General features: G+C 62.7%; 14 protein-coding genes. 2 read left to right on the top strand and 12 right to left on the bottom strand.

Translation table 11 applies throughout. The features are described 5' to 3' along the window. The first annotated feature begins 106 nt into the window (after window positions 1-106). Together D8779_RS07245 and D8779_RS07240 are read left to right on the top strand one after the other, a co-directional pair. On the top strand, window positions 107-670 hold the full coding sequence (locus D8779_RS07245; RefSeq protein WP_136663747.1) for a LemA family protein: 564 nt from the start codon (window positions 107-109) through the stop codon (window positions 668-670). A gap of 1 nt (window position 671) precedes the next feature. Next, window positions 672-2,603 (top strand): DUF2207 domain-containing protein, encoded by a 1,932-nt coding sequence (locus tag D8779_RS07240; protein ID WP_136663746.1) that lies wholly within the window; start codon window positions 672-674, stop codon window positions 2,601-2,603. An 81-nt stretch (window positions 2,604-2,684) separates the two neighbouring features. On the opposite strand, the gene D8779_RS07235 is transcribed toward D8779_RS07240, so the two are convergent. The 12 genes from D8779_RS07235 to folE2 form a co-directional block, all read right to left on the bottom strand. Beyond that, window positions 2,685-2,921, bottom strand: a complete 237-nt coding sequence (locus D8779_RS07235) for a hypothetical protein (protein WP_136663745.1) — start codon at window positions 2,919-2,921, stop codon at window positions 2,685-2,687. Further along, window positions 2,918-3,406, bottom strand: coding sequence for a GNAT family N-acetyltransferase (locus D8779_RS07230; protein WP_205895787.1), 489 nt, complete (start codon window positions 3,404-3,406; stop codon window positions 2,918-2,920). Before D8779_RS07230 ends, D8779_RS07235 begins: the two co-directional genes overlap by 4 nt. Window positions 3,407-3,501: 95 nt before the next feature. Beyond that, complete coding sequence (locus D8779_RS07225; RefSeq protein WP_090241053.1) at window positions 3,502-3,684, bottom strand: DUF1289 domain-containing protein; 183 nt, start codon at window positions 3,682-3,684, stop codon at window positions 3,502-3,504. A gap of 3 nt (window positions 3,685-3,687) precedes the next feature. Then, on the bottom strand, window positions 3,688-4,059 hold the full coding sequence (locus D8779_RS07220; RefSeq protein WP_136663744.1) for a hypothetical protein: 372 nt from the start codon (window positions 4,057-4,059) through the stop codon (window positions 3,688-3,690). A gap of 56 nt (window positions 4,060-4,115) precedes the next feature. Beyond that, complete coding sequence (gene thrS, locus D8779_RS07215) at window positions 4,116-6,026, bottom strand: threonine--tRNA ligase (RefSeq protein WP_136663743.1); 1,911 nt, start codon at window positions 6,024-6,026, stop codon at window positions 4,116-4,118. A 136-nt stretch (window positions 6,027-6,162) separates the two neighbouring features. Further along, a complete protein-coding gene (locus D8779_RS07210; protein WP_136663742.1) occupies window positions 6,163-7,503 on the bottom strand; it encodes a dihydroorotase in 1,341 nt (446 codons plus the stop codon). After that, window positions 7,496-7,741 carry a membrane protein insertion efficiency factor YidD gene (yidD, locus tag D8779_RS07205; protein WP_136663741.1) on the bottom strand — a complete coding sequence of 82 codons (246 nt, stop codon included), beginning with the start codon at window positions 7,739-7,741 and terminating at the stop codon, window positions 7,496-7,498. Before yidD ends, D8779_RS07210 begins: the two co-directional genes overlap by 8 nt. Next, window positions 7,738-8,145 (bottom strand): phosphoribosyl-AMP cyclohydrolase, encoded by a 408-nt coding sequence (hisI, locus tag D8779_RS07200; RefSeq protein WP_136663740.1) that lies wholly within the window; start codon window positions 8,143-8,145, stop codon window positions 7,738-7,740. Before hisI ends, yidD begins: the two co-directional genes overlap by 4 nt. Continuing rightward, window positions 8,142-9,014 carry a metal ABC transporter substrate-binding protein gene (locus D8779_RS07195; protein WP_090241055.1) on the bottom strand — a complete coding sequence of 291 codons (873 nt, stop codon included), beginning with the start codon at window positions 9,012-9,014 and terminating at the stop codon, window positions 8,142-8,144. The genes hisI and D8779_RS07195 overlap by 4 nt, the downstream gene beginning before the upstream one ends. A gap of 9 nt (window positions 9,015-9,023) precedes the next feature. After that, window positions 9,024-9,845 (bottom strand): metal ABC transporter permease, encoded by an 822-nt coding sequence (locus D8779_RS07190; RefSeq protein ID WP_136664456.1) that lies wholly within the window; start codon window positions 9,843-9,845, stop codon window positions 9,024-9,026. Between the two features lie 41 nt (window positions 9,846-9,886). Further along, on the bottom strand, window positions 9,887-10,558 hold the full coding sequence (locus D8779_RS07185) for a metal ABC transporter ATP-binding protein (protein WP_136663739.1): 672 nt from the start codon (window positions 10,556-10,558) through the stop codon (window positions 9,887-9,889). Then, window positions 10,555-11,451 (bottom strand): GTP cyclohydrolase FolE2, encoded by an 897-nt coding sequence (gene folE2 / locus D8779_RS07180; protein ID WP_136663738.1) that lies wholly within the window; start codon window positions 11,449-11,451, stop codon window positions 10,555-10,557. Before folE2 ends, D8779_RS07185 begins: the two co-directional genes overlap by 4 nt. Between the last annotated feature and the right edge of the window lie 19 nt (window positions 11,452-11,470).

The raw sequence follows: 11,470 nt of genomic DNA, 5'->3' as shown, positions 1-11,470 counted from the left end.
ACCGGGTGTGCCTGCGTCCGCGCTCAGCGCCGATTATTATCAAGGGCTGCCGAGTGACGCGCGTGATCAAGTGGATTTTTAACGACCAGTTAAACAAGGAGCGGCGATGCAAGGTACGGGGCTTTGGTGGGGCGCGGCACTGCTGCTGTTGGCCGCTATTACGATTTATTACTACAACCGCCTGGTGTTCAACCGCGCGCGGGTTGCTGAGGCGTGGAGCGGTATCGATGTGCAGCTCAAGCGCCGCGCCAGCTTGATTCCGGCGCTGGTCGAGTGCGTGCGCCAATACATGGGCTATGAACAGGCCACGTTGCAGGCACTGGTGCAGGAACGTATGCGCGCAGTGCAACTGGCGGATTCACCGCTGGGCCAGCGTGCGCCGGTGGAGGCGCACGTGAGCACACAACTGCGCCAGCTGTTTGCTCTGTTCGAGGATTACCCCGCACTCAAGGCTGATGGCCAGTTTATTGACCTGCAACGCACCCTCACCGAGGTCGAAAATCATATCCAGATGGCCAGGCGTTACTACAACGGCGCCGTGCGTGAACTGAATGTGCGGGTCGAGTCGGTGCCCAGCAACCTGGTGGCGCGCACCTTTGCTTTTACCCCGGCCGAGTACTTCAGCCTGGATGATCCACGTGACACCCAGTCGCCAAAAATGGAGTTTTGAGATGCTGCGAGTCGTACGGTTTGCCTTGCTGGGGCTGTGTTTGCTGCCGTTCTGGGCCGCAGCGGCTGAAGTGATTGAGGACTTTGCCGTCACCTTGCAGGTGCAGCGCGACGGCAGTGTGCTGGTAACCGAGCAGATTACCGTGCAGGCCGAAGGGCAGCAGATTAAGCGGGGTATCTATCGCGATTTACCGGTCAGCTATGAGCTGCCTCTGGGTTTGCGCAAGAGTGGGCCCATTACGTTGCTTGGCGTCACCCGTGACGGCGAACCAGAGCGCATCCGCACTGAGCGCAACGGTGCCTGGGTGCGTTATTACATCGGTTCGGCGGATCACGTGTTGAAGCCAGGGCGCTATCAGTACGTGCTGCGTTATCGAGTTGAACGGCAGTTGCTCACTCATACCGATAAAGATGAGTTGTATTGGAATGTCACCGGTAATGGTTGGGTATTCCCGATTCTGCGTGCCTCTGTCGAGGTGACGCTGCCGCAGGGCGCACGCATTGGCGGGCTGGCGGCTTACACCGGCGCCGGTGGTGAGCAGGGTCAGGCGTTTGCGGTGGTCGAGCAGCGCGATGACTACTTGCATGTGGAAACCCGTGAAACCTTGCCGGCCTATCACGGCCTGACCGTGGCGGTTGATTGGCCGGCGGGGCTGGTGGTGCACCCTGGCCTGCTGCAGCGCGGCGGCTATTTACTCTGGGATAACCTCGGTCTGTGCCTGGGTGCGTTGCTGTTGATTGGTCTGCTGTTGTTTTACCTGCTCGCCTGGAATCGCGTCGGCCGCGACCCGCAGAAAGGGGTGATTATTCCGCTGTTCGAGGGGCCAGAAGGGATGAGTGCGGTGCAGGCCGGTTACCTCTGGCATCGCGGTTTGCGTGGCAGTTACTCAGCGGCGCGAGCGTTCAGTGTATGGCTGACCGATATGGCGATCCGCAAGCATCTGCATATCGAAGACAGCCCCCGTGGTGGTGGCTTTAACCTGGCGCGCGGGCAGGGCGAGCGGGACGACTTTAGCGCGAGTGATCGCGACCTGCGCAAGCGGCTGTTCCCGGCCAACAAGGAAGGCATCGCACTGCAGATCGGCAGCGAATACGAGCCGCGCCTGGCCAGTGCGGTGTCAGGCTTGAGCAGCCAATTGAAAAAGCAGGGCAAGGCCTGGTTCAGCAATAACCGTGGCATCTGGGTGTGGGGCCTGGTCTGGGCGGTCGCTGCATGCCTGCTGATGATCTGTAGCGGAGCGCAGAGCGAGGACGATATGGTCACCGGCCTGGCGGGTGCGGTGTTTAGCTTGGGGTTTGGTGTGCCCTCGCTGTTTGTGTTGCGCCTGGCTTGGCATCAACCCAGTTGGGGCAAGCAGGTCGGCTTGGGTTTAATGGGTTTGATGTTTGTTTGGCCGGTGCCGATTGGTTTGTGGATGCTCATCGAGTCGACGTCGTTGCCAGCTATTTTGTTGATGGGTGTCTATCTGGTGTTGGTGGTGGTTTTTTACTACCTGCTGCCGGCGCCGTCAGTCAACGGGCGGCGTTTGCTCGACGCCCTAGAAGGTTATCGCGACTACCTGCAGCTGGCCGAACGCGACGTGTTGGCCCTGGCAGGCGCCGCGCCGGCGATGAGCATCGCCTTGTATGAGCGGCATTTGCCTTATGCCATGGCGCTGGGTGTGGAGGATCAGTGGAGTGCGCGCTTTAGTGCCGCGCTAGCCAGCGGTTTGATTGACCCGGCGCAGCGTGACTACCAGCCCGACTGGTACCACAGCCACAGTAATTTCAGCACGCCACTGGCCATGAGCAGTGCATTGGCCGCTGGGCTGAGCAGTGCCACAGCGCTGGCCTCATCACCGCCGTCGAGCAGTTCATCGGGCGGCGGCGGCGGCTCCTCCGGTGGTGGCTCGTCTGGCGGTGGTGGCGGTGGTGGGGGAGGCGGCGGTTGGTAGGGTGATTTTGTGGGGGGGGCTTCAGTCGCGATCAAGGCTCGTCGCGGCTGAAGCCCCTTCCACAGATCATGATCAGCGACATTAAGGCTTGCGGGTTTCCTGCAACATGGCCAGCAAGGCTTCGCTTTTTTCCAGTTGTTCGGCTTCGCTGAGCTGCGGGTTTTCCAGCACGCTGTCGAGCTGTTCGATCAGCTCGCTCTGCCGGTTGATGCGCTCATCCAGTTTTTCCAGCTTGCGCTGGTTGCGCCAGCTCCACAGCGCCAAGGCGCAAGCAGCCAGCACAACGGCGGCCAGCACGATCATGGTCAGGGTGTTCATCGCGGCTCCAGAGGTTTGTGCATCAACATACGCGGCAAGTTAACAGCGCCGCGCGTTACCGTCTGTGCCTGCTGCACAGAAAATCCCTGGCGGTCGAAAAACGCCTGAGCCACCAGGCTGGCCTCGGTGAATACCCTGCTAACCCCGGCCGCCTGCATGCGCGTTTCGGCTGCCGCGTACAGCGCGCTGGCGACACCTTGGCGCGCGTAATCGGGAGCGGTGAACAACAGGTCGATATGGCCGTCGAGGTTAAAGCCGATAAAACCGGCGAGCTGCCCGTCGCGGTGCGCCAGCAGCACCTGCAAACCGGCCAGGCGCTCTTGCCAGGCCGGCAGATCGGCTGCCGATGGTGCCCAGGCTTGGCGCTGCGCGGCATCATAGTGAGCTGCGGCCAGATGCTGTATCGAGGCACTGAACAGCGCCGTTACGGCGGTGAGATCGTCCGCTTGGTAGGGCCGCAGATGGATCATGGCGGTGCTGGGCATTCGGCGCTTCTGTGGTTGTAAGTGCTTAGGCATTGTCGGTGTGCGGCGGTGCATTGCTCAAGGTGATTGAGTCGTTCTGGATGGGCTGCGCCAGATCAGGGTTGCTTCTTGCGCAGGCTTTTCAGGCGCTGGCTGGCGCGCTGCACGGCGGCCATTTTTTCCGGGCGCTTCATGCGTTTCCATTGTTTGATCTCGGCTTTGCTGCGCCCGCAGCTTAGGCACAGATCGCCGCTCAACTGGCAAACGGCAATACAAGGGTTGTCAATTTCCTTGGCCATGAACTATCGCTTGGCCGAACGCTGGCGGGCCAGGCGTTGTTGCCAGTTGCCGCCGTCGACCCGCAGGCACTGTTGCTCATTGTCGAGGTGGACATGGGCCGCCGGCGTGTCGAGTTGAATCGCTGCGGCCTGCAAGGCGGCAGCGGTCAGTTCCCGCATTAGACGATCTTGCCCTCTGGCGATGGCGGCGTCCTGCTCTGCCTGGCTGGCGAAGACCCAGATCACCCGTAGGCTGGCGGGGAAGTGTTGGTAATCAACATCATGGGTCAGCCACTGGAAACCGACAATTTCGGCCTTGGCGGCTTCGCAGGCGTCGGTCAGGGTCGCGGCCAACGTCCGTTCAATCTGGCTTTGCTCGCGCTTACTCAGGTTCATGGGGGCTCCTTGTTGGTGTGGGGCTACCGTGCAGGATAACGCCGAAAGCGGCTGGTTTATCCGGGCATACGCGCCTCGGTGCTCAGTCGTTCGACCAGCTCATTGAGCGTTAGGCTGCCCAGGTTGTCGCCAGCGCGGCTGCGCAGGGTCACGCGGCCTTCGGCTTTTTCCTGGTCGCCGATCACCAGCAGGTAGGGCACTTTCTGCAGGGTGGCTTCGCGGATCTTGTAGCCGATCTTCTCGTTGCGCAGGTCCGCCGCCGCGCGCAAGCCGGCGCGTTTGAGCGTGGCGAGCACTTGGCGGGCGTAGTCGTTCTGCCCTTCGGAGATGGTCAGCACGGTCGCCTGTTGCGGGGCCAGCCACAGCGGAAACAAGCCGCTGTAGTGCTCGATCAGGATGCCGGTAAAGCGCTCCAGCGAGCCGAACAGGGCACGGTGCAGCATCACCGGGCGCTCGCGTTCGCCCTGTTCGTTGATGTAGCTGATGTCAAAACGCTCCGGCAGGTTGAGGTCCACCTGCAGGGTGCCGCACTGCCAGTCGCGGCCGATGGCGTCGCGCAACACGAACTCCAGTTTCGGTCCGTAGAACGCGCCTTCGCCGGGGTTGAGTTGGTAGTCGATGCCCATCCGCTGCAACGCGCCGGACAGTGCGCCTTCCAGTTGATCCCAGGTGGCGTCGCTGCCGATGCGGTTGACCGGGCGGGTGGAGAGCTTCACCGCCACCTCGTTGAAGCCGAAGTCGCGGTAGATGGCGAACACTAGGGCGATGGTGTCGGCGCACTCCTGCTCCATCTGCGCGGTGGTGCAGAAGATGTGTGCGTCGTCCTGGGTGAAGTGGCGCACGCGCAGCAGGCCGTGCAGCGCGCCGGACGGCTCGTAACGGTGCACCTTGCCGAACTCGGCCATGCGCAGCGGCAGGTCGCGGTAGCTTTTCAGACCACGGGCGTAGAGCGCCACCGCGCCGGGGCAGTTCATCGGCTTGAGGGCGAACACGCGCTCGTCTTCGGTGGTGGTGGTGAACATGGCCTCGCGGTAGTTGAACCAGTGTCCGGAGGTTTCCCACAGGCTGCGGTCCATCACGTCCGGGGTGTTGACCTCGACGTAGCCGGCGGCGTCCTGTTGCTGGCGCATGTAATTGATCAGCTGCTGGAACAGGGTCCAGCCCTTGGGGTGCCAGAACACGGAGCCGGGGGCGCAGTCGTCGAAGTGGAACAGGTCAAGCTGAGCACCGAGCTTGCGGTGGTCGCGCTTGCCGGCTTCTTCCACGCGTGTGAGGTAGGCCTTGAGCTCTTTCGGCGTGGCCCAGCAGGTGCCGTAAATGCGTTGCAGCGCGGCGTTTTTGGCGTCGCCGCGCCAGTAGGCACCGGCCACTTTGGTCAGTTTGAACGCTTGCAGCAGGCCTGTGCGCGGGATATGCGGGCCACGGCAGAGGTCTTCAAAATCACCCTGGCGGTACAGCGACAGCACTTCACCGGCGGGAATGTCGCGGATCAGCTCGGCCTTGTAATGCTCGCCCTGGGCCTCGAAGTGGGCGATGGCGTCATCACGAGGCAGCTCGCGGCGGCTGACCGGCAGATCGCCGGCGGCCAGCTCGGTCATGCGTGCTTCGATCAGTGCCAGATCGTCCGGGGTAAAGGGTCGCTCGAAGGCAAAGTCGTAGAAAAAGCCGTCTTCGATCACCGGGCCGATGGTCACCTGGGCGCTGGGGTACAACTGCTTCACGGCCATGGCCAGCAGGTGTGCGCAGGAGTGGCGCAGCAGCGCCAGGCCGTCGCCGTCGCGGGCGGTGATCAGGCTGAGCTGGGCGTCGTTTTCGATCAGGGCGCTGGTGTCCACCAGTTGGCCATTCAGGCGGCCGGCCAAGGCGGCTTTGGCCAGGCCGGGGCCAATATCGGCGGCCACCTCGGCCACGCTCAGCGGCCGGGAGTAATGACGTTGGCTGCCGTCGGGCAGGGTGATGCTAGGCATATGGGTTCTCTAATCAGGTGCGGTTAAACATAAAATCTGTAGGGTGGGTTACGCGACGCCCGGATTGCGTGTTGGCGCCGATAACCACGTATATGCGCCGCTAACCCACCCTACCTAGTCCGTCTTCAAGCTCTTGTCAGCCGCGTCTATAGCGCAGCGGCAAGCCCTCGCAGTCGTCCTGCACCTGGCCGTTGTGCCAGGCCAGTTGGCCGGAGACGATGGTGCTGCGCACGGCATGGCGGAAGGCGCGTCCCTGGAAGGGCGTCCAGCCGCAATGGGCGAGTGTCGGGTCGGCTTCTACCGGGCGCGGTTCACGTAGGCGCTCGATCAGCGTCAGGTCGGCCCAGTAGCCTTCGCGTAAGTAGCCGCGTTGCTCGATAGCAAAGCGTTGGGCCACCGCATGGCTGGTTTTCTCTACCAAGGTGGTCAGTGGCAACAGGCCGTCGGCCACCAGTTCCAGCAGCGCCGGCAGAGCGTGTTGCACCAGCGGCAGGCCGGATGGGGCTTGTAGGTAAGGTCGCTGCTTTTCTTCCAAGGTGTGCGGGGCGTGGTCGGTGCCGATGATGTCCAGTCGTCCGCAGAGCAGCGCCTGGCGCAGGGCGTCGCGGTCGGCCTGGGTTTTGATCGCCGGGTTGCATTTGATCAGGTGGCCGAGCGCCGCGTAATCGCGGTCGTCAAAGCACAGATGATGCGCACAGACTTCGGCGGTGATCCGCTTGCCGGCCAACGGACCGGGCTGGAACAGGCTAAGTTCGCGGGCGCTGGTGATGTGCAGCACGTGCAATTGGGTATCAAAGCGTTGCGCCAGACTGACCGCGAGGCTGGAAGACTGGTAGCAGGCCTCGGCATCACGAATCAGTGGGTGCTGGTCGGGCGCAATGTACTCGCCATACTGCGCTTGCCACTGCAGTTCGCGTTCGCGGATGCGTGGCGTGTGTTCGCAGTGCGTCAGGATGAGGGTCGGGCAATCACGGAACAGCCGCTCCAGCGAGGGCAGGTCGTCGACCAGCATATTGCCGGTGCTGGCCCCCATAAACACCTTCACTGCTGCCACGCGGTTGGGGTCGAGGGCGGCGACGATGTCGAGGTTCTCGTGGCTGACGCCAAAGTGGAAGCCGAAGTTGGCTTTGGAGCAGCTCGCGGCGCGGCGTTCCTTGGCTTCCAGGGCATCCAGGTTGAGGGTCGGCGGGGTGGTGTTGGGCATATCCATCACGCTGGTGATGCCGCCGGCCACTGCCGCCCGCGATTCGGTGGCGAAGCTGCCTTTATGCGGCGCGCCGGGGTCGCGAAAATGCACTTGATCGTCGATCATCCCTGGCAGCAAAAACTGCCCGGCGGCCTCAATCTCGACCTTGGCGTTGAGGCCGGTAAGGCTGCTGGCGATTTTCTCAATGCGGCCGTTATGCACCCGTAGATCGGCGTCGAACTCGCGGCCTTCGTTGATCAGGCGCGCGTTGCGAATCAGCAGGTCAGTCATGGCGATGCTTCTCAATACAGTGGCGAGTGGGCGGCACCGGGTCGTAGCCACCCGGATACCAGGGTTGGCAGCGCAACAACCGGCGCAGAGCCAGCCAGCTGCCGCGCAGCGCGCCATGGCGTTCAATCGCTTCGATGGCGTAGTGCGAACAGCTCGGGTGGAAGCGGCAGGGCGCCCCGAGTAAGGGGCTGATCAGGTACTGATAAAGGCGCACCACACCGATCAATACGCGCTTCATTGCGCCACGCTGATTACGCACACCCGCTCGGCGCGGATGGCGTTGTAGAAGCAATTAGGGCGACCGGTGTGACAGGCCGGTCCATCCTGCTCAACAAGTAGCAGCACGGCGTCGCCGTCGCAGTCCAGGCGCGCTTCGACCAGCCGTTGGCGGTGGCCGCTGGTTTCGCCCTTGCGCCACAGTTGCTGGCGCGAGCGCGACCAGTAGCAGACTTGACCGCTGGCGAGGGTCTCTTCCAGTGCGGTGCGGTTGATCCAGGCCAGCATCAGCACTTCGCCGCTGTCATGTTGCTGGGCGATGGCGGCGATCAGGCCGTCGGCATTCCAAGGGATGGCATCCAGCACCTCACTGAACGGGCGACTGTCGCCCAGCCCGGCTTGTTCCAGCGCAAGCCACAGGCTCATGGCTTAAGTGCGGCCAGTAGGGTGTCGAGGTTGTGCTTGAACATGCCCAGGTAGCTGCTGGCAGGGCCTGCGCTGGCCAGGGCATCGGAATACAGAGTGCCGCCGACCTTGGCGCCGCCTTCAGCGGCGATCTGCTGGATCAGGCGCGGGTCGCGGATGTTTTCAACGAACACCGCGCGCACGCCATCGGTGCGAATCTGGCGGATCAATGCTGCCACTTCGGCGGCCGAGGGTTCGTCTTCGGTGGACAGCCCCTGGGGGGCAATGAAATTCAGGCCATAGGCCTGGCCCAAATAACCGAAGGCGTCGTGACTGGTGATGATGGTGCGTTGGGCCGGCGGTAATTGGCCCAGGCTGCGGCGGGCCTCACTCAGCAGGACGCGGATCTGGCTGATGTAGGCCTCACTGCGGTAAGCGTAATACTCGGCATTGGCCGTATCGATCTGGCTCAGTGTGTTGGCGATGTTGCGCACGTAAATTTCGGCGTTGGCCAGGTTCTGCCAGGCATGCGGGTCGGCCACCCGCTGTCCCTCTTCATCAAGCATTAGCGGCAGCACGCCGGCGCTGGCATCAATGCGCTTGCCAGGAGCTTCGCTGCTGTCGATCAAGCGCGCCAGCCAGGGCTCAAATCCCAATCCGTTGGCGATAATCAGATCGGCCGCGAAGACTGCTTTAGCATCGTCGGTGCTGGGCTGGTAGACGTGAGCATCGGCATCGGCGCCGACAAGGTTGTGAAGTTCGAGCTTATCTCCGGCAATTTGTTGGGTAATGTCGGCCAAAATGCTGAAGCTGGTAACAACCTTGAGTTTTTCATCTGCGTTAGCGAAAAGGCTAAGGCTTAGGGTTAGCAGGGCAATCAGGATGCGCATGGTTGTTCCTTAGTGGGCGGGAGATAAATGGGGTTGGCGGCGCAGCAGGCCATTCAGTGGCCCGAGCAATACGGAGCAGACATAGGCCAGGCCGGCGAGCAACACGATGCACGGCCCGCTGGGCAGATTGGCGTAATACGACAGCAGCAGGCCGAGCCACACGCAGACCGCGCCGGTGAGTGCGGCGAGCAGCAACATGCGCGGCAGGTGGCGGCTCCAGAAGCGTGCGGCAGCGGCCGGTAGCATCATCAGGCCAACCACCATCAACGCGCCGATGGCCTGAAAGCCGACCACTAGGTTGAGCACCACCAACGTCAGAAACAGCCCATAGGCCAAGGGTCCGAAGCGGCTGACGCCCGCGAGAAACAACGGATCGAGGCTGTCCATCAGCAACCAGCGATAGATCAGGGCGAGTAGCAGCAGGCTGCCGACGGACACCAGCAGCATGCCGTTCAGGGTGGGTGGGTCCACGGCCAGCACCGAGCCGAACAACAGGTGCAGCAGGTCGAGTTTGTTGCCGGCCAGGCCTAGCAGTAGCACGCCGCTGGCCAGGGAAATCGGGTAGATGGCGGCCAAACTAGCGTCTTCACGCAGGCCGGTGCGTCGTGTGACCCACGCCGCGATACCCGCCATGCCAAGGCCTGCGACTAAGCCGCCGAGCGTCAATGCCGGTAGGCTCAGGCCAAACAGCCAGAAGCCTACGGCGGCTCCGGGCAGAATGCCGTGGGCGATGGCGTCGCCCATCAGGCTTAAACGGCGCAATACCAGAAATACGCCCAGCGGCCCGGCACTCACGGCCAGCGCCACACCGCCAACCAGCGCACGGCGCATAAAGGCGAATTCGACAAAGGGACTCCAGAGCAGCTCCAGGCTCACGCCACTTGCTCCAGCGATGAACGCTGACCCATCAGCTCGCGAATAGGCGCAAAAATGCAGCCGCTGCGCGACACCAGCAAGGCGTTATCCAGGTGCTGACTCATATTGCTGATGGAGTGGCTGACGACGATTTGCGTGCGGCCTTGTGTATGCCAACGCTGAATGTGCTGCCAAAGCAGGACCAGGCCGTGCTCATCCAGCGCGGCTTCGGGTTCGTCTAGCAGCAGCACCTGGGCGTCGGTCAGGCTCAGGCGGGCGAGCAGGGCGCGTTGTAATTCGCCACCGGACAACGCCTGCAGGCTGTGCTGTTGCAAATCGAGCAAGCCCCAGTCGGCCAAGGCTTGCTCCAGGCGCGTCTGACGCTGCTGGCGATTAAGCGGGCTGCGCCATAAACCGGCGCTGACCAGATCGTGCAGTTTGATCGGGAATTGCCGGTCCAGCGCCTGCTGTTGTACCAAGTAGGCAACCCCACCCAGACGCGGCACCGTGAGTTCGATAGCGCCGCGCAGCGGTTGCTGGATGCCGGCAATGACCTTGAGCAGGCTGCTTTTGCCGCAGCCGTTAGCGCCGATCACGCCCGTTAAGCTGGCGCGTGCCAGGTGCAGGTTTAAAGGCGGCGTCAGGGCCCGCCCGCCTGGACCCCACTGCAGGTTGTGGCAGTGGATCATGTCTTGCTCCAGTTCCAGCGGCTGACAGCGACAGCATCGTGGGCGTGCAGGCTTTCGGCATGTACCACGCGCAGGTGAAAGGCGTTGAATGCAGTTTGTTCGCGCAATGCGCTGTGCAGCCGGCGGGCGGCGTCTTCGCAGAACATTAGGTTTTGCCCGTTGGCCAGGGCGAAAGCCTGTTCATCGGCACGCTTTACAGCGGTTTGCACGGCAGTGCCGAGGGCCTGTTCGGCGGCGTCGATCAACTCAACCAGCGGCAGCTCAGCGCAGTCCTCGTGCAGGCGTACTTGCAGGGTGGCGTAGCTGCGCTGGCTGTGCGGGGTGGCGACGATGCCTTGGGACGAGCCGAGCCAAGCCAGCAGGTGTGCGTGATCCAAGGGTTGGTTGGCGAAGTCCTCGATAAAGCGTTGCTGAATCAGCTGGCGCGCCAATGCGGCGGAGCAGGGGCAGGTTGATGAATAGGCCACTTCTACCTGTAGTTCCACGTGAAACCCCCATGAATCCTGACGTGCACGCACTTCGAAGGGGTAGGCCTTCCAGCCGGCGAGGGGGCTGACCAGTGCTGGACGACTGAGCAGGGTCTCGCCGCGCAAGGTAATGGAGGCTTGCTGCGACAGGCCCTGGTGGCTGTCGAGAAACTCGCCCAGCAGTTGCTGCAGCGTCGCCGGGTTCAGCGCGTTGTGCTCCAGCGCATGCAATGCCAGGTAGAGGCGCGACATATGAATGCCGCGGGCATTGCCATCATCCAGGCTGACCCCGACATCGGCGCGAGTATTGGTGCGTTGCCCGGCCAGGTTGATCGGCAGCGCTATGCCCTGCATGCCGACCCAGTCCAGAGCCTGTTCATGGGCAGGTATTTGCGTGGCTATGTCCGGCAAGGTCAGTGCGTTCATCAGAAATCTGCCGCTCGGT

Origin of the sequence: Pseudomonas leptonychotis, assembly GCF_004920405.1 — a bacterium.
GTDB lineage: Bacteria > Pseudomonadota > Gammaproteobacteria > Pseudomonadales > Pseudomonadaceae > Aquipseudomonas > Aquipseudomonas leptonychotis.
This window is presented reverse-complemented; position numbering and strand designations above follow the sequence as displayed.

What these genes read in the sequence shown, in the direction of transcription:
- D8779_RS07245 (WP_136663747.1), top strand. Translation starts at nt 107, where the DNA reads ATGCAAGGTACGGGGCTTTGGTGGGGCGCGGCACTGCTGCTGTTGGCC.
- D8779_RS07240 (WP_136663746.1), top strand. Translation starts at nt 672, where the DNA reads ATGCTGCGAGTCGTACGGTTTGCCTTGCTGGGGCTGTGTTTGCTGCCG.
- D8779_RS07235 (WP_136663745.1), bottom strand. Translation starts at nt 2,921, where the DNA reads ATGAACACCCTGACCATGATCGTGCTGGCCGCCGTTGTGCTGGCTGCT.
- D8779_RS07230 (WP_205895787.1), bottom strand. Translation starts at nt 3,406, where the DNA reads ATGCCCAGCACCGCCATGATCCATCTGCGGCCCTACCAAGCGGACGAT.
- D8779_RS07225 (WP_090241053.1), bottom strand. Translation starts at nt 3,684, where the DNA reads ATGGCCAAGGAAATTGACAACCCTTGTATTGCCGTTTGCCAGTTGAGC.
- D8779_RS07220 (WP_136663744.1), bottom strand. Translation starts at nt 4,059, where the DNA reads ATGAACCTGAGTAAGCGCGAGCAAAGCCAGATTGAACGGACGTTGGCC.
- thrS (WP_136663743.1), bottom strand. Translation starts at nt 6,026, where the DNA reads ATGCCTAGCATCACCCTGCCCGACGGCAGCCAACGTCATTACTCCCGG.
- D8779_RS07210 (WP_136663742.1), bottom strand. Translation starts at nt 7,503, where the DNA reads ATGACTGACCTGCTGATTCGCAACGCGCGCCTGATCAACGAAGGCCGC.
- yidD (WP_136663741.1), bottom strand. Translation starts at nt 7,741, where the DNA reads ATGAAGCGCGTATTGATCGGTGTGGTGCGCCTTTATCAGTACCTGATC.
- hisI (WP_136663740.1), bottom strand. Translation starts at nt 8,145, where the DNA reads ATGAGCCTGTGGCTTGCGCTGGAACAAGCCGGGCTGGGCGACAGTCGC.
- D8779_RS07195 (WP_090241055.1), bottom strand. Translation starts at nt 9,014, where the DNA reads ATGCGCATCCTGATTGCCCTGCTAACCCTAAGCCTTAGCCTTTTCGCT.
- D8779_RS07190 (WP_136664456.1), bottom strand. Translation starts at nt 9,845, where the DNA reads ATGCGCCGTGCGCTGGTTGGCGGTGTGGCGCTGGCCGTGAGTGCCGGG.
- D8779_RS07185 (WP_136663739.1), bottom strand. Translation starts at nt 10,558, where the DNA reads ATGATCCACTGCCACAACCTGCAGTGGGGTCCAGGCGGGCGGGCCCTG.
- folE2 (WP_136663738.1), bottom strand. Translation starts at nt 11,451, where the DNA reads ATGAACGCACTGACCTTGCCGGACATAGCCACGCAAATACCTGCCCAT.